The organism is Pseudomonas aphyarum (genome assembly GCF_028657055.1).
GTDB classification, from domain to species: domain Bacteria; phylum Pseudomonadota; class Gammaproteobacteria; order Pseudomonadales; family Pseudomonadaceae; genus Aquipseudomonas; species Aquipseudomonas aphyarum.
In genome coordinates this window covers 225,451-245,041 of sequence record NZ_JAMDGS010000006.1, presented here as the reverse complement: position 1 = coordinate 245,041, position 19,591 = coordinate 225,451, and the positions used below count along the sequence as shown (strand labels likewise).

Below are 19,591 nucleotides of genomic sequence, written 5' to 3'. Positions count from 1 at the left end.
GCTTATTAAACCGCTTTTCGCCAAGGGCCCCTCACTGGGCGTGCGCTTGTTGGTGCTGGCCGTACTGTCGGTCGCGCTGATGGTCGTTGACGCGCGCTTCAGCCTGCTTAAACCCGTACGCAGCCAGGCCTCGCTGGTGCTGATGGACGCCTACTGGATTACGGACCTGCCCGGACGGTTGTGGGAAGGTATCGCCAGCCAGTTCGGCAGTCGCACCGAGCTCGTCGCCGAAAATGAAAAACTCAAGTCGGAGAACCTGCTGTTGCAGGGTCGCATGCAGAAGCTTGCCGCCCTCACCGAGCAGAACGTCCGTCTGCGCGAGTTGCTCAATTCCTCCGCGCTGGTCAACGAGAAGGTCGAAGTGGCCGAGCTGATCGGCATGGACCCCAACCCCTTCACCCATCGCATCATCATCAATAAAGGTGAGCGTGATGGCGTGGTGCTCGGTCAGCCGGTGCTCGATGCTCGCGGCCTGATGGGGCAGGTGGTCGAACTGATGCCGTACACCTCCCGCGTGTTGCTGCTGACCGACTCGACCCACAGCATTCCTGTGCAGGTGAACCGTAACGGTCTGCGGGCGATTGCCAGCGGCACCGGTAACCCCGAGCGTCTGGAACTGCGCCACGTGGCGGACACTGCCGACGTCAAGGAAGGTGATCTGCTGGTCAGCTCCGGTCTCGGTCAGCGTTTCCCGGCCGGTTATCCGGTGGCGACGGTCAAGGAAGTCATTCACGACTCTGGCCAGCCTTTCGCGATTGTTCGCGCCGTGCCGACCGCCGCACTGAACCGTAGCCGTTACCTGCTGCTGGTATTCAGTGACAACCGCACGGCCGAAGAACGTGCCAACGATGCCGCGCAGGCTCAGGAAAACCTCGATGCCTTTGGTGGTGGTCCGGTGATTCCGTCCACGGTGCCGAAAATCGTCACCCCGCCTGCCGCAGCATCGACTCCTGCCACGGCGACGCCATCGGCTGCGCCTGCTGCCAGCACTACACCGGCCAAACCCGCTGCAAGCAAACCGCCTGCAGCCACACCAGCGGCCAGCAAACCACCGGCGAATCAGCCGGCGGCTCGACCAGCGGCCAAACCGCCTGTCACTGCGCCGGCGACCACCGGGAGGCAAGAATAATGGTCGGGGCTACCGCATCGCGTAACGGCTGGATTGTCTGGCTGACGTTTATTGTCGGCATTCTGCTCAGCGTGTCGCCACTGCCCATTTTCATGGAAATCCTGCGCCCGCTGTGGCTGGCCTTGCTCCTGACTTTCTGGGCGTTGTATCTGCCGCATACGGTCGGCATGGTCACGGCCTTCTGCCTGGGACTGGCCGAAGATGTTCTGCAGGGCGATCTGCTCGGTCAGAATGCCTTGATCCTGACCCTGATCACGTTCCTGGTGCTGTCATTGCAGCAACGCCTGCGAATGTTCCCGATGTGGCAGCAGAGCCTGGTGATCCTGGTGATCTTCGGCCTCGCCCAGCTCGTACAACTCTGGCTCAGTGCCTTGACCGGCAACCGTCAGCCGACCCTCGCGCTGGTCCTGCCGGCGCTGGTCAGTGCCTTGCTCTGGCCATGGGTCAGCTTCGCTCTGCGTGGATTGCGCCGGCGCTACAAAATCAACTGATTCGGTCAGGCATGGGCCCCCACCGGTGCCATGAGGCAGGGCACTCAACAGGGAGATGTTTGGATGAAGCCGCTTTACCTCGCCTCAGGATCGCCGCGTCGGCGTGAGTTGCTCACGCAGATCGGCATCCCGTTTACCGCCATCAGCGCGGATATCGATGAAACCCCTCTCGCCAATGAATCCCCATCGGCCTACGTCGAGCGCCTAGCGCGCGGCAAGGCCGAGGCCGGACGGCGGACCGTCGTTTGCGACGTAGCGTTTTGCGTACTGGGCGCCGACACCGCCGTGGTGCTGGACGGCAAAATTCTTGGCAAACCGGTGGACGAAGCCGACGCATGCGCCATGCTGATGATGTTGTCCGGCAAGGAGCATGAAGTGCTGACGGCGATTGCCGTGCTCGACGGCGAGCGCTGCGAGTCGCGGGTGGTGCGCAGTCTGGTGCGGTTCCGGTCGATCAGCCGCGAAGAAGCCGCCGCCTACTGGGCCAGCGGCGAACCCCGGGACAAGGCGGGTGGCTACGGCATTCAGGGGCTCGGCGCGGTGTTCGTCGCCGGCCTCAATGGCAGTTACTCGGCGGTCGTCGGCTTGCCGGTGTGCGAAAGCGCAGAACTGCTCGGCCATTTCGGCATACCCTGTTGGCAAACCCTGAACGCGCAATAAGCGTCGAACGGACAAGATGCGGCCATTATCGTGAACATGCCTGAACGAGACCCTGCCATGAGTGAAGAGATTCTGATCAACATCACGCCGATGGAATCGCGCGTGGCGGTGGTCGAAAACGGTGTGCTGCAAGAAGTGCACGTCGAGCGTACGCAAAAACGCGGGATCGTCGGCAACATCTATAAAGGCAAGGTGGTGCGGGTCCTGCCGGGCATGCAGGCGGCCTTCGTCGACATCGGTCTGGATCGCGCAGCCTTCATTCATGCTTCGGAAATTTCCCTGCGCGAAGGCCCGGCGGTGGAAAGCATCAGCGCTCTGGTGCACGAAGGCCAGAGCCTGGTGGTGCAGGTCACCAAGGATCCGATCGGTTCCAAAGGCGCGCGCCTGACCACGCAGCTGTCGATCCCGTCGCGCTATCTGGTGTACATGCCGCGCACCGCCCACGTCGGCATTTCCCTGAAGATCGAAGACGAGGCCGAGCGCGAACGCCTCAAGCAGGTGGTCAGCGATTGCGTGGCCAAAGAAGGCATCAAGGAGGCCGGCGGCTTCATTTTGCGTACCGCCGCCGAAGGTGCCGGGGCCGATGAGATCCTGATGGACATCCGCTACCTGCGCCGCCTGTGGGATCAGATCAACGAACAGATCAAGACCATCGGCGCACCGAGCGTGATCTACGAAGACCTCGGCCTGGCGCTGCGCACCCTGCGCGATCTGGTCAGCCCGAAGATCGAGAAGATCCGCATCGACTCCCGGGAAACCTTCCAGAAAACCACGCAGTTCGTCGCCGAACTGATGCCGGAAATTGCCGATCGTCTGGAACACTATCCGGGTGAGCGACCGATCTTTGACCTGTACGGCGTCGAAGACGAAATCCAGAAAGCCCTGGAGCGCAAGGTGCCGCTGAAGTCCGGCGGTTATCTGGTGATCGATCCGGCGGAAGCCATGACCACCATCGACGTGAACACCGGGGCGTTCGTCGGTCATCGCAACCTCGAAGAAACCATCTTCAAGACCAACCTCGAAGCCGCGACCGCGATTGCCCGGCAGATGCGCCTGCGCAACCTGGGCGGAATCATCATCATCGACTTCATCGACATGGAAGACGAAGAGCACCAGCGTCAGGTGCTGCGTACCCTGGAGAAACAACTGGAGCGCGATCACGCCAAGACCAACATCATCGGTATTACCGAGTTGGGCCTGGTGCAGATGACGCGCAAGCGCACCCGCGAAAGCCTCGAGCAGGTACTGTGCGAACCGTGCAGCAGCTGTCAGGGCCGGGGCAAGCTGAAAACCCCGGAAACCATTTGCTACGAGATTTTCCGCGAGATCCTGCGTGAAGCCCGGGCCTATCAGGCCGAGGGTTATCGGGTGCTGGCGAACCAGAAAGTGGTGGATCGCCTGCTCGATGAAGAGTCCGGTAACGTGGCCGAACTTGAAGGTTTCATCGGGCGCACCATACGCTTCCAGGTAGAAACCATGTATTCCCAGGAACAATATGACGTGGTGCTGCTCTGAACCCCTGCGTCACCCTTTTCCTGAAACGGCTGGCCTCAGCTTTTTGCAGTATTTTTGCCATGGGAGCCAACTGACATGGAACGTCTGACACGCATTTTGGCCGCACTGACCCGCTGGGGTCTGGGCCTGTGCGCGTTGGTTCTGGTATTGATGGCGTTGTACGTCAGTCTCGGCCGGGAACTCACGCCACTGGTGGCCGAATACCGCGCCGATATCGAAGACAAGGCCAGTGCCGCGCTGGGCATGCCGCTGCAGATCGGCGAGCTGGAAGGCAACTGGAGCGGATTTGCACCGATCCTGCTGGCTCACGATGTGATGGTCGGCAGCGGCGCCAATGCCTTGCGCCTGGATCGGGTGCGCGCAGTGCCTGACCTCTGGGCCAGTCTGCTGGCCCGCGAAGTGCGCATCGCCCATCTAGAGCTCAACGGTCTGAAGATCAGCCTCAAGGAAGGCGAAGACGGACAGTGGGCGCTGGAAGGCTTGCCGGTGCAGCAGGATCAGCCCATGGATCCCGAGCAACTGTTCAACCGCATGCAAATGATTCAGCAACTGTCGGTGCTCGACAGTCAGGTGACCTTGCAGCCGCGAGAGCAGGCACCGCTGACCCTCACGTATGTCGGCCTCAATCTCAAGACCGGCACCAGCCGTCAGCGCCTCGATGCGCGATTGACCCTGCCCGACGGCCAGCCCGTGGCGCTGAGCCTGCGCACGCGGATTCGTCCGAGTCAGTTACAGAACAGCGAAGTGGAAGGTTATGTCAGCCTGCCGCAGAGCGACTGGTCAAAATGGCTGCCCGAGCGCCTGACCCAGCAATGGAATTTCTCCGAGATTAAGGCCGGTGGCGAGCTGTGGGTCAACTGGCGCGAGGGGGCGTTGCAGAGTGCCGCGATCCGTCTCAACGCGCCGCAACTGACCGGTGCTTACGCCGAGCGCAAGCCTATCCAGATCAACAATCTGGCGCTCAACGGCTATTTCCAGCGCGGTCCCGAGGGGGCCACTGTCACGCTTGATTCTCTGGCGATGAATTTCGGCGAAACCCGTTGGGAATCGCATGTGCAGATCAAACAGACTGCCGCCACCGACAAGAACGAAGAGCTCTGGCATCTGCAGGCCGACCGGCTCGACCTGACCCCGATCACGCCCTTGCTCAATGCTCTCGGCCCGTTGCCCCAAGGCTTCGCCACCGTGGTCGAGCGCCTGAAAGTGACCGGCGGGCTGCGTAACGTGCTGCTGGATTTCCGGCCGAACGCCACCGACGACAGCAAGTTCGGCTTCGCCGCCAACCTTGATCAGGTCGGGTTCGACGCCTATCACGGCGCGCCGGCCGCACGGAATGTCAGCGGCAGTCTTACCGGTAACCTCGGTGGCGGCGAGCTGCGCATGGACAGCAAGGATTTCGTCCTGCACCTCGACCCGATTTTCGCCAAGCCGTGGCAATACATTCAGGCCAACGCGCGGTTGACCTGGAAGCTCGACAAAGAAGGTTTCACCCTGATCGCGCCGTACCTGAAAGTGCTCGGCGAGGAAGGCAAGATCGCCGGCGACTTCCTGATCCGCCTGCATTTCGATCACAGCCAGGAAGACTACATGGACCTGCGGGTCGGCCTGGTGGATGGCGACGGTCGTTACACCGCCAAGTACCTGCCGGAAGTCCTGAGCCCGGCCCTCGACGAGTGGCTGCGTACGGCGATTCTCAAGGGCGCGGTGGATCAGGGTTTCTTCCAGTATCAGGGCTCGCTGAACAAGAACGCCGGGGAAGCGGATCGCAGCATCAGTCTGTTCTTCAAGGTGCACGATGCCGAGTTGGCCTTCCAGCCGGGCTGGCCGCACGTGAGCAAGGTCAGCGGTGATGTGTTCATCGAAGACAGCGGCGTGCGGATTCTGGCCAGCAAGGGCCAGTTGCTCGATACCCAGGTCAGCGATGTTTTCGTCAATATTCCCCATGTGCCGAGCGGTGAGCACAGCCATATGTTCCTCGACGGCACCTTCGCGGGTGGGTTGGGCGATGGCCTGAAGATTCTTCAGGAAGCGCCGATCGGCACCGCCGACACCTTCGCCGGTTGGGAAGGCGAGGGTGATCTACAAGGCAAGCTCAAACTCGATGTGCCGTTGGCCAAGGGCGATCAGCCAAAAATCCTCGTCGACTTCAAAACCGCCAATGCGCGATTGAAGCTGGCGGAGCCGAAGCTCGAACTGAGCCAGCTCAAAGGTGATTTCCGCTTCGACAGCGCCAAGGGCCTGAGCGGGCAGAACATCAGTGCCCGGGCCTTCGACAAGCCGGTGACTGCGCAGATCTTCGCCGACGGCGGCCCCGGCAAACTCAAGACCCGGGTAGCAGCGTCAGGGCAGGTCGAAGTCAAGAAACTCACCGACTGGCTGGGCGTGACTCAGCCGTTGCCGGTGTCCGGAACCATCCCTTACCAGTTGCAAGTGAATCTGGACGGCGCCGACAGCCAATTGATGGTCAGCTCCAGTCTGAAGGGCGTGGCGGTGGATCTGCCGGCGCCGTTCGGCATGGCGGCCGATGTCGGGCGTGACACGGTGTTCCGCATGACCTTGCAGGGGCAGGAGCGGCGTTACTGGGTCAATTACGATCAACTGGCCAACTTCACCTTCGCCGCGCCACCGAATAATTTCGCCGATGGTCGGGGCGAGTTGTTCCTCGGCGCCGGCGAAGCGGTGTTGCCGGGTAACAAAGGCTTGCGGATACGCGGCGTGTTGTCCGAGCTGGACGTCAAACCCTGGCAGGATCTGCTGGACAAGTACGCGGGTCAGGACCCGGGCGGCAACGCCAAGCAGTTGCTCAGCAGCGCGGACTTCAAGATCGGCAAACTCACGGCCTTCGGCACCACGCTGGATCAGGCGGCAGTGCAGGTGAATCGCAAGCCGGGCGCCTGGGCTCTGGCCCTCGACAGTCAGCAGGCCAAAGGCACGGCCGGCATTCCCGACGCCAAGGGCGCGCCGATTGCGGTGAACCTGCAATACGTGCGGTTGCCGGCGCCGGACCCGACGGTGCAGGCCGACGAGAACGCACCGGACCCGCTGGCTTCGGTGGATCCGAGCAAGATTCCGGCGCTGGATATCACCATCAATCAATTGTTCCAGGGCCAGGATCTGGTCGGCGGCTGGTCGCTCAAGGTTCGGCCGACCGCCAAGGGCATCGCCCTGAACAACCTCGATCTGGGCCTCAAGGGCATCCTCCTGCAGGGCAGCGGCGGCTGGGAAGGAACGCCCGGTGCCACGACCAGTTGGTACAAGGGGCGGATCGGCGGCAAGAACCTCGCCGATGTGCTCAAGGGCTGGGGCTTTGCGCCGAGCGTGACCAGCGAAGAATTCCACATGGATGTCGATGGCCGCTGGCCGGGCTCGCCGGCGTGGCTGGCGACCAAGCGCTTCTCCGGCACCCTCGATGCGTCGTTGAACAAAGGCCAGTTTGTTGAAGTGGAGGGTGGCGCTCAGGCATTGCGGGTGTTCGGTCTGCTCAACTTCAACTCGATTGGCCGGCGTTTGCGCCTCGACTTCTCCGACCTGTTCGGCAAGGGCCTGAGCTATGACCGGGTCAAGGGATTGCTGGTGGCGACCAACGGCGTTTATGTGACGAAAGAGCCGATCAAGTTGACCGGTCCTTCGAGCAACCTGGAACTGGATGGCACGCTGGATCTGGTGGGCGACAAGGTGGATGCCAAATTGCTGGTGACTTTGCCGGTGACCAACAACCTGCCGATTGCCGCGCTGATTGTCGGCGCGCCGGCAGTCGGCGGCGCTTTGTTCCTGATCGACAAGCTGATCGGCGATCGCGTGGCCCGGTTCGCCAGCGTCAAATACACCGTCAAAGGCCCGTGGAAAGAGCCGAAAATCACCTTCGACAAGCCTTTTTGAACAGCCAGCCCCTGAGCCGATGGAGTAGCATGGCCGCATACCTCTTGCGGAGTGCGCCATGTCTTTAGCGGTGATTCAAATGGTCAGCCAGAGCGATGTGCTGGCCAATCTGCGCGATGCCCGACGTTTGCTCGAACAAGCGGCCAATGCCGGCGCGAAGCTGGCGGTGCTGCCGGAAAACTTCGCAGCCATGGGCCGTCGCGACATCGCCGACATCGGTCGCGCCGAAGCGCTCGGCGAAGGCCCGATCCTGCCGTGGTTGAAACAGACCGCCCGCGACCTCAAGTTATGGATAGTGGCCGGCACCTTGCCGTTACCGCCGGTGGGTCAGCCTGAGGCCAAGTCCCATGCCTGCTCGCTTTTGGTGAACGATCAGGGCGAAATCGTTGCACGCTATGACAAGTTGCACCTGTTCGATGTCGACGTGGCGGACAATCGCGGCCGTTACCGCGAATCCGATGACTATGCTTATGGCAGTGGCGTGGTGGTCGCGGACACGCCGGTCGGGCGACTGGGCCTGACGGTGTGCTACGACCTGCGCTTCCCGGAGCTGTACAGCGAATTGCGCGCAGCCGGGGCTGAACTGATTACCGCACCGTCGGCCTTCACTGCGGTGACGGGGGCGGCGCATTGGGATGTATTGATCCGCGCGCGGGCCATTGAAACCCAGTGCTATGTGTTGGCGGCTGCTCAGGGCGGAACGCATCCGGGGCCGCGGGAAACCTTTGGCCACGGGGCGATTATCGATCCGTGGGGCCGCGTGCTGGCGCAGCAGGAACAAGGCGAAGCCGTGTTGCTGGCCGAACGCGACAGCAATGAACAGGCGTCCATCCGGGCGCGAATGCCGGTGACGGGTCATCGGCGGTTTTTTTCGCAGGGCGCACAGCGGCCTGCTTCAGAACACGAATTTAAGGCGTAAAACCTATGAGCGAGTTGTTGTCCTCAGTCAGTGATCACCTGTTGGCGCCCGGCGGCGTGACGATCGAGAGCCTGCAAGGCGTGCTCGGTGATCTGGCGGGTCCAGGCATCGATGCGGCCGACCTGTATTTCCAGGGGCAGATTTCCGAGTCCTGGTCGCTGGAAGACGGCATCGTCAAGGAAGGCAGTTTCAACCTCGACCAGGGTGTTGGCGTGCGTGCGCAGTCCGGTGAGAAAACCGGTTTCGCCTACAGCAACGCGATCACCCTCGAAGCCCTCGGCGCAGCGGCCCGTGCGGCCCGTTCGATTTCCCGCGCCGGGCAGAACGGCACGGTGCAGGCATTCAGCTCCCAGGACGTTGCCCAGTTGTATGCGCCGGATAACCCGCTGGAAGTGTTGAGCCGCGCTGAAAAAGTCGAACTGCTCAAGCGCATCGACGTTGCCACCCGCGCCCTCGATCCGCGTATCCAGCAGGTCAGCGTGAGCATGGCCGGGGTCTGGGAACGTATTCTGGTGGCCTCGACCGACGGTGGACTGGCTGCCGACGTGCGTCCGCTGGTGCGCTTCAACGTCAGCGTGATCGTCGAGCAGAACGGCCGTCGCGAGCGCGGCGGTCACGGCGGCGGCGGGCGTACCGACTACCGCTATTTCCTCGCCGAAGATCGTGCCATGGGTTATGCCCGTGAGGCGCTGCGTCAGGCGCTGGTGAATCTGGAAGCGATTCCGGCACCGGCCGGCACCTTGCCGGTGGTTCTTGGCTCGGGCTGGTCCGGCGTGCTGCTGCACGAAGCGGTCGGTCATGGTCTGGAAGGCGACTTCAACCGCAAGGGCAGTTCGGCTTACAGCGGGCGCATGGGCGAGATGGTTGCATCAAAACTTTGCACCATCGTCGATGACGGTACCCTGAGCGGTCGTCGCGGTTCCCTGAGCGTCGACGACGAAGGCACGCCGACCGAGTGCACCACGCTGATCGAAAACGGCGTACTCAAGGGCTACATGCAGGACAAGCTCAACGCGCGGCTGATGGGCGTTGCCCGCACCGGCAACGGTCGCCGGGAATCCTACGCGCACCTGCCGATGCCTCGGATGACCAACACTTACATGCTCGGCGGCCAGAGCGACCCGGCGGAAATCATCGCCTCGGTGAAGAAGGGCATCTACTGCGCCAACCTCGGCGGCGGTCAGGTCGACATCACCAGCGGCAAGTTCGTGTTTTCCACCAGCGAGGCTTACCTGATCGAAGACGGCAAGATCACCGCGCCGGTCAAAGGCGCAACGTTGATCGGCAACGGTCCGGAAGCGATGAGCCGAGTGTCGATGGTCGGTAATGATCTGGCGCTGGACAGCGGTGTGGGGACTTGCGGCAAGGACGGGCAGTCGGTGCCGGTGGGTGTCGGTCAGCCGACCCTGAAAATCGATGCGATCACCGTGGGTGGCACGGGCGCATAAGAAGGGATGGAGCTTCGGGTGGCGCGCGGTGCGGCCACCCGGTGGCGAATATCAACGCAGGCCGCGTTGAGTCTCGTCCAGCTCACGGATGTACTTGAAGATCTTGCGGCTCGAGGCAGGAGGTTTGTTTTGCGCAACCTCGTGCTGGGCCTGACGGATCAGGGAGCGCAGTTGCTGGCGATCGGCGTCCGGGTAATCGACGACGAATTTCTCCAGCACGGCATCGTCACCGGCGATCAGGCGGTCACGCCAGCGTTCGAGGTTGTGGAAACGCTCGTTGTACTGACGGGTAGAGGCATCGAGTTGATCGAGCAAGGTGAGAATCGCGTCAGTGTCCTGATCGCGCATCAGTTTGCCGATGAACTGCAAGTGCCGTTTACGCGCGATGTTCGCGGTGTGCTTGGGCGCATCGGCCAAGGCCCGGCGCAAGGCGTCGGTCAATGGCAGTTTTGCCTGCAAGTCGGGCTTGAGCGTTGTAAGGCGCTCGCCAAGGTCAACCAGAGCATGCAGCTCGCGTTTGACCTGGGATTTGCTTTTTTCTCCCGTATCGAGGGAGTCGTCGTAAGAATCAACCATGGTGGCAGTCCGCAAAGAAACGCCGCCATGATAACCAGTCGGGGGCCGCTTGTCCGGCCCGGTCGCTCGAAGGCCCCAGCCGAAAGCAGAATTTGAGTGGAGATGAGCATGAGTGCAGTTGAAAGCGTCGGCCCACAGGCATTGCCGGCACTGCAGGAACAGGTCGAGCAGATCATCGCCGAAGCCAAGCGTCAGGGTGCCAGTGCCTGCGAAGTAGCGGTGTCGCTGGAGCAGGGCCTGTCGACGTCGGTGCGTCAGCGTGAAGTCGAAACGGTCGAGTTCAACCGCGACCAGGGTTTTGGCATCACGCTGTATGTCGGCCAGCGCAAGGGTTCGGCCAGCACCTCTGCCACCGGGCCGGATGCGATTCGCGAGACCGTCGCTGCGGCGCTGGCGATTGCCAAGCACACCTCCGAAGACGAAGCCTCGGGGCTGGCTGACGCCGCGCTGATGGCGCGGGATATCCAGGATTTCGACCTGTTCCACCAATGGGACATCACTCCGGAGCAGGCCATCGAAAAGGCGTTGCTCTGTGAAGCTGCCGCGTTCGACGCCGATGCGCGCATCAAGAATGCCGATGGCACTACGTTGAGCACCCATCAGGGCTGCCGCGTGTACGGCAACAGCCACGGTTTCATTGGTGGTTACGCTTCGACCCGACACAGCCTGAGCTGCGTGATGATCGCCGAGGCCGACGGCCAGATGCAGCGCGATTACTGGTATGACGTGAACCGTCAGGGCAGCTTGCTGGCGGATCCGGTGAGCATTGGCCAGCGCGCGGCACAGCGGGCAGCAAGTCGTCTGGGCGCGCGCCCGGTGCCGACCTGCGAAGTGCCGGTTTTGTTTTCGGCGGAACTGGCGGGTGGGTTGTTCGGCAGCTTCCTGTCGGCGATTTCCGGCGGCAGTCTCTACCGCAAATCGTCGTTCCTCGAAGGCACCCTGGGGCAGAAGCTGTTCCCGGAATGGCTGACCATCGACGAGCGTCCACACCTGATGCGTGCCATGGGCAGTGCTTCCTACGATGGTGACGGCCTGGCGACCTATGCCAAACCGTTCGTCGAGAAAGGCGAGTTGGTCTCTTACATCCTTGGCACTTATTCCGGTCGCAAACTCGGCATGCCGAGCACCGCCAACGCTGGCGGCGTGCACAACCTGTTCGTCACTCATGGCGATGAAGACCAGGCTGCGTTGCTGCGGCGTATGGGGCGTGGCCTGCTGGTCACCGAGCTGATGGGCCATGGCCTGAACATGGTGACCGGTGATTACTCGCGTGGTGCGGCGGGTTTCTGGGTCGAGAACGGTGAAATCCAGTTCGCGGTGCAGGAAGTGACCATCGCCGGCAACATGCGCGACATGTTCAAGCAGATCGTCGCGGTGGGTAACGATCTGGAACTGCGCAGCAACATTCGTACTGGTTCGGTGTTGATCGAGAAGATGACTGTCGCGGGCAGCTAAGCCGCAGGCAGGTACAACAAAGGCGTGTCACCCGATTGGGTGACGCGCCTTTTTTTGTGTCCGCGAATTTTTCGAGCGGATGAGGGCAGAAAAAAGCCGCTCTTGTTTTGGTTCTCATTATCATCTAATAATAAATCTCATTATCGGATGAGCCCAGGATCATGAGTTCTGCCTTGCACGAGCAGCCGTATCTCGAAAGCTGGCGCTGGATGAGTCGCCAGATCCGTTGCGCGATGGACCCTGACGAACCGCGCCTGATCGAGCATTACCTGGCCGAAGGCCGATATCTGGCCTGGTGCACGGCGACTTCGCCCTGGACGGTCGCCGAAACCTCTTTCCGTCTGCTGCTCGACACGGCCACCGACATCACGTTGCCGTGGCACTGGCGCAGCCTCTGTCTCGATCAAGCCTGGCGCCCGCTGCGTGAAATGGAGCGCCTGTCACTGTGCAAATGCCGGCTCAAACGCTGGCAAAGCTACACCTGGCAGCTCGCCACCTGCGAGTTGCAACCCTCGATTCCTCTCATTGAATTAGTCCAAGGATTTACCGATGACCAAGACACGTATTGAGCGCGACAGCATGGGCGAACTGCAGGTGCCGGTGGACGCTCTCTACGGCGCGCAGACCCAGCGCGCAGTGGATAACTTCCCGATCAGCGGCAAACCGATGCCGACCCAGTTCATCCGCGCCCTGATTCTGGCGAAAGCGGCGGCCGCACGCGCCAACGTCGAACTCAACCAGCTCAGCGCCGCACAAGGCAAAGCCATCAGCGATGCCGCCCAAGGTCTGCTGGAAGGCGACTTCATGCAGCACTTCCCGGTGGATATCTTCCAGACCGGCTCCGGCACCAGCTCCAACATGAACGCCAACGAAGTGATCGCCACCCTGGCCAGCCGTCTGCTCGAAGAGCCGGTGAACGCCAACGATCACGTCAACTGCGGCCAGAGCAGCAACGACATCATTCCGACCACCATCCACGTCAGCGCTGCGCTGGCGCTACACGAACAATTGCTGCCGGCGCTGCTGCACCTGGTGCAAGTGATCGAGCGCAAGTCCGAGCAAGTCCATCATCACGTCAAGACCGGCCGCACCCACTTGATGGACGCGATGCCGGTGCGCATGAGTCAGGTACTCCACGGTTGGGCGCAGCAGCTCAAGGCCAATATCGGTCACCTGCAGGATTTGCTGCCAAGCCTGCAATCCCTGGCCCAGGGCGGCACGGCGGTCGGTACCGGGATCAATGCGCATCCGGAATTCGCTGCGCGTTTCAGCCGTCAGCTCAGTCAGTTGACCAACGTCCAGTTCACGCCGGGCAAGGATCTGTTCGCTCTGATCGGCTCGCAGGACACCGCCGTGGCCGTGTCGGGCCAGCTCAAGGCCACGGCCGTGTCGTTGATGAAAATCGCCAACGACCTGCGCTGGATGAACTCCGGCCCGCTCGCCGGTCTCGGTGAAATCGAACTGGAAGGCCTGCAACCGGGCTCGTCGATCATGCCGGGCAAGGTCAACCCGGTGATTCCAGAGGCCACCGCCATGGTCGCCGCGCAAGTGATCGGCAACGATTCGGTGATCACCATTGCCGGTCAGTCGGGCAATTTCGAACTGAACGTGATGTTGCCGATCATCGCCCAGAACCTGTTGAGCAGCATCGAGTTGCTGGCCAACTCCAGCCGTCTGCTGGCTGACAAGGCCATCGCCAGCTTCAAGGTCAACGAGTCGCGCCTCAAGGAGGCGCTGTCGCGCAATCCGATTCTGGTCACCGCGCTCAATCCGATTATCGGCTACCAGAAAGCCGCCGAGATCGCCAAGCAGGCCTACAAACAGGGTCGCCCGGTGATCGACGTTGCGCTGGAACACACCGACCTGTCGCGCAGTCAGCTGGAAGAGTTACTCAATCCCGAGAAGCTCACCGCCGGCGGCGTGTAAGCACCGCAACCGCTTTGGAGGTTCACCATGGAGCACTGGAAACGCACGATCGAACGGGCCAATCGCTGCTTCATGCTGGGCGAGCTGATCGATGCCCGCGAGGCCTACCTGCAAGCCCTGGCTTTGGCGCAGGTGTTGTTCGAGCGCTGGGCCGATGCCGACGAAGCGGTGGCGGCCTGCGTCATCTCCCACCACAACCTGGCCGATTTGCATCTGCGCCTGAATCAGCCGGAGGAGAGCGCCGAATACTTGTGCGCGATCCATCAACGGCTGTTGCAGACCATGCAGGACGAGCGCCTGCGCCCGGCGCTGCGTGAAGCAGCCCTTCGCCAGAGCAGCAAGACCTACGTCGAGCTGCTCAATTTCATCAGCGAACACGGCGAATACCCGCGTACCCAGCGTTTGCTGCACCCGGATACCGGCAATGCGCGCCGCGCGCCTGCCCCACATCACAATGGAGTCCATTGAAATGGCTTTTACCCTGCCAGCCTTGCCTTACGCCTACGACGCACTGGAACCGCACATCGATGCGCAAACCATGGAGATCCACTACACCAAGCATCATCAGACTTACATCAACAATCTGAACGCTGCAGTCGAGGGCACCGAATTCGCGGAATGGCCGGTGGAAAAACTGGTCGCCAGCGTCCAGCAACTGCCGGAAAAGCTTCGTGCGGCGGTGATCAACCAGGGCGGCGGTCACGCCAACCATTCGCTGTTCTGGGAAGTGATGGTGCCCGGCGGTGGCGGCAAACCGGACGGTGCGCTGGCCAAGGCGATCGATGAGCAACTGGGTGGCCTCGACAGCTTCAAGGAAGCCTTCACCAAAGCCGCGCTGACCCGCTTCGGCAGTGGCTGGGCGTGGCTCAGCGTGACGCCGGAAAAGAAACTGGTGGTGGAAAGCAGCGGTAACCAGGACAGCCCACTGATGAACGGCAACACGCCGATTCTCGGCCTCGACGTGTGGGAGCACGCTTACTACCTGCGTTATCAGAACCGTCGGCCGGAATACATCAGCGCGTTCTACAACGTGATCAACTGGCCGGAAGTCGCTGCGCGCTATCAGGCCGCGCTGGTTTAAGTCTCCTATAAAAACAATCCAAGGCTGACTATGGGCACTGAAACACTGGCGATCGGAAGTGGGCGTATGTTTCGTTACGCAATCGGTTCGCTGCTGCTGTTGGCGGGCATGACCTTGCTGGTCGCCCACGGACTGGAATGGCTGAATCTGGAGCCGAGATTGTCGCGGGCATTGCAGGGCGGCGCGATTTGCGCCCTTGGCACCGCACTCGGCGCGGTTCCGGTGCTGGTGATCCGCAACATGCCCCAGGCGCTGGGCGATACGCTGCTGGGTTTTGGCGCCGGCGTGATGCTGGCAGCGACCGCGTTTTCGCTGATCGTGCCGGGAATCGCCGCCGCCAAAAGTCTGGGGCTTAGCCCCTGGGGCGCCAGCGGCCTGATCTGTTTCGGCATCATGCTCGGGGCATTCGGCCTGTATCTGGTTGATCGCCGGGTGTCAGGCGCCTCGCCGGAAATGCTCATCGGCACCGTCGAGCACCCGGTGATTCCGCCGCGGATCTGGTTGTTCGTGTTCGCCATCATTGCCCATAACATCCCGGAAGGCATGGCGGTCGGCGTCTCGGCGGGTGGTGGAATGCCGGATGCAGACAGTCTGGCGATGGGCATTGCCTTGCAGGATGTGCCGGAAGGGCTGGTGATTGCGCTGGTGTTGGCTGGTGCCGGGATGTCGCGGGTCAAGGCGTTTTTGATTGGTGCCGCGTCAGGACTGGTCGAACCGGTGTTCGCGCTGCTCTGCGCGTGGCTAGTCAGTCTTGCTGAATTGTTGCTGCCTTTGGGATTGGCGTTGGCGGCGGGCGCGATGCTGCTGGTGGTGACCCACGAGGTCATACCGGAGTCGCGACGCAATGGTCACGAGAAGCTGGCAAGCCTGGGGTTGCTGATCGGCTTCTGTCTGATGATGGTGATGGATACGGCGTTGGGTTGAACCGGGAGGAGGGAGCTGGCTCCCTCGCCTTAAACGTTTTCAACCACCTTCGTCGAAGTAGTTGTTGATCAGGGTCACCAACGCGTCCATGGCTTCCTGTTCCTGGTGGCCATCTGTACTCAGGTGAATTTTGGTGCCCTTGCCGGCCGCGAGCATCATCATCGCCATGATGCTTTTACCGTCGACCGTGGTTTCCGGGGTGCGGCCCACTCTGATCGTGCAATCGGGAAACTGGCCCGCCACTCCGACGAATTTTGCCGATGCGCGGGCGTGCAGGCCCAGCTTGTTGATGATTTCGATTTCACGAGCAGGCATCGCGGTGTGAATCCTTTAGCTGAGGTCGCGGTGGCGAACCTGGACGTTCTTCAGGGTCTTCTGCAGCGCCTGGCCAAGACGTTCGGTCAGGTAAACGGAACGGTGATGCCCGCCGGTGCAGCCGATGGCAATGGTGACGTAAGCGCGGTTGCTCGCCGCAAAGCGCGGCAACCATTTGTACAGATACGTATAAATGTCCTGGTACATCTCCTCGACCTCAGGCTGGGCCGCCAGATATTCGGCGACCGGCTGATCGAGACCGGATTGCGCTCGCAGCTCCGGTTTCCAGTACGGGTTCGGCAGGCAGCGTACATCGAACACCAGATCCGCATCCACCGGCATGCCGCGTTTGAAACCGAACGACTCCACCAGAAACGCCGTGCCCGGCTCCGGCTGGTTCAACAGACGCAGCTTGATGGTATCGCGCAGCTGGTACAGGTTGAGATTGGTGGTGTTGATTTTCAGGTCGGCGAGATCGGCAATGGGGCCGAGCAGGGCGCTTTCATCCTGAATGGCCTCTGCCAGCGAACGATTGGCGTTGCTCAGTGGGTGGCGGCGACGAGTTTCAGAGAAACGCTTGAGCAGCGTTTCTTCGTCGGCATCCAGGTACAGGACATCGCATTGAATATGCTTGGCACGGGCGTCTTCAAGCAATTCCGGAAATCGGGTCAGATGGCTCGGTAGATTGCGTGCATCGATCGAGACCGCCACCAGTGGCTGCGCCAGCTCGGTGTGAATCAGGGCGCGTTCGGCCAGTTCCGGCAGTAGACCGGCCGGCAGGTTATCGATGCAGTAGTAACCGTTGTCCTCAAGGACATCCAGGGCGGTACTTTTACCCGAGCCGGAACGGCCACTGACAATGATCAAGCGCATGGTTACGGCCTGTTCTGTTCTTCCAGTACAACCTGGTACAAGGCTTCGTTGCTTGGCGCGCTGCGCAGTCTGTCGCGCACGTCCTTGCGGTCGAGCATGCTGGCGATCTGGCGTAACAGCTCCAGGTGCGCATCGGTGGCGGCTTCCGGCACCAGCAGGACGAACAGCAGGTCCACAGGCGCGCCGTCGATAGCGTCGAAATCGATAGGGGCGTCAAGGTGCATCAGCGCACTGATCGGCGCTTCGCAGCCCTTGAGGCGGCAGTGGGGAATGGCGATGCCGTTGCCAAAACCGGTGGAACCCAGTTTTTCACGGGCAATCAATGCCTCGAAGACATCTTGCATCTCCAGATCCGGAACTTCCCGGGCGATCAGGTTGGCAATTTGTTCGAGGGCTTTCTTTTTACTGCCGCCCGGCACGTTCACCAGGGAACGGCCGGGGGTCAGGATACTTTCAAGTCGGATCATGGGGGTGGGGGTTATCGACCGGTAGCGCCCTGAAGCAGGCTCTGGGTCTTTTCCTTATGCTTTTTGAGTTGTTTATCAAGCTTGTCGGTCAGCGCGTCGATCGCAGCGTACATATCGGTATGTTCCGCGTTTGCGACGACCTCGTTGCCGGGAATATGCAGCGTGGCTTCGATTTTCTGCTTCAGCTTTTCGACGCACATCGTGACTTGCACGTTGGTGATCTTGTCGAAATGTCCCTCAAGCCTCTTGAGCTTTTGCTCAACGTATTCACGGAGAGGTTGGGTAACTTCCAGTTGGTGTCCACTGATGTTGACTTGCATACAGCTTCTCCTTCGTTGCCAGTGCATAAAGCGGCAGGCCGAAGAGCCTGCCACTGGAACGCTGTAACGTGGCTTACATCAACCGCTTGCGTTCGCTCGAAGGCGCGATCCCGAGGGATTCGCGGTACTTGGCGACGGTGCGGCGAGCCACCTGAATGCCTTGTGCCTCCAGTAAACCAGCGATCTTGCTGTCACTCAACGGCTTTTTCTGATTTTCCGCGGCAACCAGTTTCTTGATGATCGCGCGGATCGCCGTGGACGAGCATTCACCGCCTTCGGAGGTGCTCACATGGCTGGAGAAAAAGTATTTCAGTTCATATATGCCCCGTGGGGTATGCATGAATTTTTGCGTGGTCACCCGGGAAATCGTCGACTCGTGCATGCCCACCGCTTCGGCGATGTCATGCAGGACCAGCGGCTTCATGGCTTCGTCGCCGTACTCCAGAAAGCCGCGTTGATGCTCGACGATCTGGGTGGCCACTTTCATCAGGGTTTCGTTGCGGCTCTGCAGGCTCTTGATGAACCAGCGGGCTTCCTGCAACTGATTGCGCATGAAGGTGTTGTCGGCACTGGTGTCGGCGCGGCGCACGAAACCGGCGTACTGGGCGTTGACCCGCAGGCGCGGCACCGATTCCTGGTTCAGCTCGACCAGCCAGCGCTCGTTGTCCTTGCGCACGATGACGTCAGGTACCACGTACTCGGCTTCGGTCGATTCGATCTGCGAACCTGGGCGCGGGTTGAGGCTCTGCACCAGTTCGATGACCTGGCGCAGCTCATCTTCCTTGAGCTTCATGCGGCGCATCAGCTGGCTGTAATCGCGGCTGCCGAGCAGGTCGATGTAATCGGTGACCAGACGCTTGGCCTCGGCCAGCCAAGGGGTCTTGGCCGACAGCTGGCGCAATTGCAGCAGCAGGCATTCGCCCAGATTGCGTGCGCCGATGCCGGCCGGTTCAAACTGCTGAATGCGGTGCAGGACGGCTTCGATCTCGTCCAGCTCGATGTCGAGCTCCGGATCAAAGGCGTCGAGAATTTCTTCGAGGGTTTCGTCGAGGTAGCCCTGATTGTTGATGCAATCGATCAGGGTGACGGCGATCAGGCGATCGGTGTCGGACATCGGTGCCAGGTTCAACTGCCAAAGCAGGTGGCTTTGCAGGCTCTCGCCGGCGGAGGTGCGTGTGGTGAAGTCCCACTCGTCATCATCGCTGCTCGGCAGGCTGCTGGCGCTGGTCTGATAGACGTCTTCCCAGGCGGTGTCGACGGGCAGTTCGTTGGGAATTCGCTCGTTCCATTCGCCGTCTTCGAGGTTATCGACGGTCGGCGCGGTCTCCTGATAGGAGGGTTCCTGGATCTCGGTGTTGGGCTTCTGTTCGGCGTTGTCGGCCATGGGATCGGAGTTGTCGAAGTCGTCGCCGTCTTCCTGGCGTTCGAGCATCGGATTGGATTCCAGAGCCTCCTGGATTTCCTGTTGCAGATCCAGGGTCGACAATTGGAGCAGGCGGATGGCCTGTTGCAGCTGCGGTGTCATCGTCAGCTGCTGGCCCATTCTCAAGACTAGCGATGGTTTCATGGCAGGGGCTTAACACCTTATTCGCCGGCGCTATGCGCCATCCACT

The 19,591-nt window shown here is 61.3% G+C and carries 19 protein-coding genes; 13 read left to right on the top strand and 6 right to left on the bottom strand.

Going from position 1 to position 19,591, the window contains the following annotated elements; all coding sequences use genetic code 11:
- Positions 1 to 4 precede the first annotated feature (4 nt).
- The 7 genes from mreC to tldD all read left to right on the top strand — a co-directional run bounded on the left by mreC (position 5) and on the right by tldD (position 10,041).
- Positions 5 to 1,129 carry a rod shape-determining protein MreC gene (gene mreC, locus M5G18_RS10335; protein WP_273899718.1) on the top strand — a complete coding sequence of 375 codons (1,125 nt, stop codon included), beginning with the start codon at positions 5 to 7 and terminating at the stop codon, positions 1,127 to 1,129.
- On the top strand, positions 1,129 to 1,620 hold the full coding sequence (mreD, locus tag M5G18_RS10330; RefSeq protein ID WP_064593386.1) for a rod shape-determining protein MreD: 492 nt from the start codon (positions 1,129 to 1,131) through the stop codon (positions 1,618 to 1,620). The genes mreC and mreD overlap by 1 nt, the downstream gene beginning before the upstream one ends.
- Before the next feature lie 63 nt (positions 1,621 to 1,683).
- Positions 1,684 to 2,280 (top strand): Maf family protein, encoded by a 597-nt coding sequence (locus M5G18_RS10325; RefSeq protein ID WP_127796928.1) that lies wholly within the window; start codon positions 1,684 to 1,686, stop codon positions 2,278 to 2,280.
- Positions 2,281 to 2,337: 57 nt separating this feature from the next.
- A complete protein-coding gene (rng, locus tag M5G18_RS10320; RefSeq protein WP_007953605.1) occupies positions 2,338 to 3,795 on the top strand; it encodes a ribonuclease G in 1,458 nt (485 codons plus the stop codon).
- A 75-nt stretch (positions 3,796 to 3,870) separates the two neighbouring features.
- Positions 3,871 to 7,674, top strand: a complete 3,804-nt coding sequence (locus M5G18_RS10315) for a YhdP family protein (protein WP_273899653.1) — start codon at positions 3,871 to 3,873, stop codon at positions 7,672 to 7,674.
- 58 nt (positions 7,675 to 7,732) lie between these two features.
- Complete coding sequence (locus M5G18_RS10310; RefSeq protein ID WP_273899654.1) at positions 7,733 to 8,593, top strand: carbon-nitrogen hydrolase family protein; 861 nt, start codon at positions 7,733 to 7,735, stop codon at positions 8,591 to 8,593.
- A gap of 5 nt (positions 8,594 to 8,598) precedes the next feature.
- Positions 8,599 to 10,041 carry a metalloprotease TldD gene (gene tldD, locus M5G18_RS10305; RefSeq protein ID WP_011332462.1) on the top strand — a complete coding sequence of 481 codons (1,443 nt, stop codon included), beginning with the start codon at positions 8,599 to 8,601 and terminating at the stop codon, positions 10,039 to 10,041.
- Positions 10,042 to 10,092: 51 nt separating this feature from the next.
- On the opposite strand, the gene yjgA is transcribed toward tldD, so the two are convergent.
- Positions 10,093 to 10,617 carry a ribosome biogenesis factor YjgA gene (gene yjgA, locus M5G18_RS10300; RefSeq protein WP_007953598.1) on the bottom strand — a complete coding sequence of 175 codons (525 nt, stop codon included), beginning with the start codon at positions 10,615 to 10,617 and terminating at the stop codon, positions 10,093 to 10,095.
- A gap of 108 nt (positions 10,618 to 10,725) precedes the next feature.
- On the opposite strand from yjgA, the gene pmbA reads away from it, so the two are divergent.
- The 6 genes from pmbA to M5G18_RS10270 all read left to right on the top strand — a co-directional run bounded on the left by pmbA (position 10,726) and on the right by M5G18_RS10270 (position 16,003).
- Complete coding sequence (gene pmbA, locus M5G18_RS10295; protein ID WP_039769277.1) at positions 10,726 to 12,072, top strand: metalloprotease PmbA; 1,347 nt, start codon at positions 10,726 to 10,728, stop codon at positions 12,070 to 12,072.
- A gap of 161 nt (positions 12,073 to 12,233) precedes the next feature.
- On the top strand, positions 12,234 to 12,641 hold the full coding sequence (locus M5G18_RS10290) for a FagA protein (protein ID WP_273899655.1): 408 nt from the start codon (positions 12,234 to 12,236) through the stop codon (positions 12,639 to 12,641).
- On the top strand, positions 12,622 to 13,998 hold the full coding sequence (locus tag M5G18_RS10285; protein ID WP_273899656.1) for a class II fumarate hydratase: 1,377 nt from the start codon (positions 12,622 to 12,624) through the stop codon (positions 13,996 to 13,998). Before M5G18_RS10290 ends, M5G18_RS10285 begins: the two co-directional genes overlap by 20 nt.
- Positions 13,999 to 14,025: 27 nt before the next feature.
- Positions 14,026 to 14,466: a hypothetical protein gene (locus tag M5G18_RS10280; protein ID WP_273899657.1), complete on the top strand. Its 441-nt coding sequence runs from the start codon at positions 14,026 to 14,028 to the stop codon at positions 14,464 to 14,466.
- Between the two features lies 1 nt (position 14,467).
- A complete protein-coding gene (locus M5G18_RS10275; RefSeq protein WP_045121714.1) occupies positions 14,468 to 15,079 on the top strand; it encodes a superoxide dismutase in 612 nt (203 codons plus the stop codon).
- Between the two features lie 30 nt (positions 15,080 to 15,109).
- Positions 15,110 to 16,003: a ZIP family metal transporter gene (locus M5G18_RS10270; RefSeq protein WP_273899658.1), complete on the top strand. Its 894-nt coding sequence runs from the start codon at positions 15,110 to 15,112 to the stop codon at positions 16,001 to 16,003.
- Between the two features lie 39 nt (positions 16,004 to 16,042).
- Here the strand turns inward: M5G18_RS10270 and M5G18_RS10265 are convergent, their stop codons facing one another.
- The 5 genes from M5G18_RS10265 to M5G18_RS10245 form a co-directional block, all read right to left on the bottom strand.
- Positions 16,043 to 16,318, bottom strand: coding sequence for an HPr family phosphocarrier protein (locus M5G18_RS10265; protein ID WP_007953585.1), 276 nt, complete (start codon positions 16,316 to 16,318; stop codon positions 16,043 to 16,045).
- A gap of 15 nt (positions 16,319 to 16,333) precedes the next feature.
- On the bottom strand, positions 16,334 to 17,191 hold the full coding sequence (gene rapZ, locus M5G18_RS10260; RefSeq protein WP_127796932.1) for an RNase adapter RapZ: 858 nt from the start codon (positions 17,189 to 17,191) through the stop codon (positions 16,334 to 16,336).
- A gap of 2 nt (positions 17,192 to 17,193) precedes the next feature.
- Entirely contained in the window at positions 17,194 to 17,658 is a 465-nt protein-coding gene (gene ptsN, locus M5G18_RS10255; protein ID WP_007953580.1) for a PTS IIA-like nitrogen regulatory protein PtsN, read from the bottom strand.
- Between the two features lie 11 nt (positions 17,659 to 17,669).
- On the bottom strand, positions 17,670 to 17,978 hold the full coding sequence (hpf, locus tag M5G18_RS10250; protein ID WP_007953578.1) for a ribosome hibernation-promoting factor, HPF/YfiA family: 309 nt from the start codon (positions 17,976 to 17,978) through the stop codon (positions 17,670 to 17,672).
- A 73-nt stretch (positions 17,979 to 18,051) separates the two neighbouring features.
- Entirely contained in the window at positions 18,052 to 19,545 is a 1,494-nt protein-coding gene (locus tag M5G18_RS10245) for an RNA polymerase factor sigma-54 (RefSeq protein ID WP_011332472.1), read from the bottom strand.
- Between the last annotated feature and the right edge of the window lie 46 nt (positions 19,546 to 19,591).

What these genes read in the sequence shown, in the direction of transcription:
- mreD (WP_064593386.1), top strand. Translation starts at nt 1,129, where the DNA reads ATGGTCGGGGCTACCGCATCGCGTAACGGCTGGATTGTCTGGCTGACG.
- M5G18_RS10325 (WP_127796928.1), top strand. Translation starts at nt 1,684, where the DNA reads ATGAAGCCGCTTTACCTCGCCTCAGGATCGCCGCGTCGGCGTGAGTTG.
- rng (WP_007953605.1), top strand. Translation starts at nt 2,338, where the DNA reads ATGAGTGAAGAGATTCTGATCAACATCACGCCGATGGAATCGCGCGTG.
- M5G18_RS10315 (WP_273899653.1), top strand. Translation starts at nt 3,871, where the DNA reads ATGGAACGTCTGACACGCATTTTGGCCGCACTGACCCGCTGGGGTCTG.
- M5G18_RS10310 (WP_273899654.1), top strand. Translation starts at nt 7,733, where the DNA reads ATGTCTTTAGCGGTGATTCAAATGGTCAGCCAGAGCGATGTGCTGGCC.
- tldD (WP_011332462.1), top strand. Translation starts at nt 8,599, where the DNA reads ATGAGCGAGTTGTTGTCCTCAGTCAGTGATCACCTGTTGGCGCCCGGC.
- yjgA (WP_007953598.1), bottom strand. Translation starts at nt 10,617, where the DNA reads ATGGTTGATTCTTACGACGACTCCCTCGATACGGGAGAAAAAAGCAAA.
- pmbA (WP_039769277.1), top strand. Translation starts at nt 10,726, where the DNA reads ATGAGTGCAGTTGAAAGCGTCGGCCCACAGGCATTGCCGGCACTGCAG.
- M5G18_RS10290 (WP_273899655.1), top strand. Translation starts at nt 12,234, where the DNA reads ATGAGTTCTGCCTTGCACGAGCAGCCGTATCTCGAAAGCTGGCGCTGG.
- M5G18_RS10285 (WP_273899656.1), top strand. Translation starts at nt 12,622, where the DNA reads ATGACCAAGACACGTATTGAGCGCGACAGCATGGGCGAACTGCAGGTG.
- M5G18_RS10280 (WP_273899657.1), top strand. Translation starts at nt 14,026, where the DNA reads ATGGAGCACTGGAAACGCACGATCGAACGGGCCAATCGCTGCTTCATG.
- M5G18_RS10275 (WP_045121714.1), top strand. Translation starts at nt 14,468, where the DNA reads ATGGCTTTTACCCTGCCAGCCTTGCCTTACGCCTACGACGCACTGGAA.
- M5G18_RS10270 (WP_273899658.1), top strand. Translation starts at nt 15,110, where the DNA reads ATGGGCACTGAAACACTGGCGATCGGAAGTGGGCGTATGTTTCGTTAC.
- M5G18_RS10265 (WP_007953585.1), bottom strand. Translation starts at nt 16,318, where the DNA reads ATGCCTGCTCGTGAAATCGAAATCATCAACAAGCTGGGCCTGCACGCC.
- rapZ (WP_127796932.1), bottom strand. Translation starts at nt 17,191, where the DNA reads ATGCGCTTGATCATTGTCAGTGGCCGTTCCGGCTCGGGTAAAAGTACC.
- ptsN (WP_007953580.1), bottom strand. Translation starts at nt 17,658, where the DNA reads ATGATCCGACTTGAAAGTATCCTGACCCCCGGCCGTTCCCTGGTGAAC.
- hpf (WP_007953578.1), bottom strand. Translation starts at nt 17,978, where the DNA reads ATGCAAGTCAACATCAGTGGACACCAACTGGAAGTTACCCAACCTCTC.
- M5G18_RS10245 (WP_011332472.1), bottom strand. Translation starts at nt 19,545, where the DNA reads ATGAAACCATCGCTAGTCTTGAGAATGGGCCAGCAGCTGACGATGACA.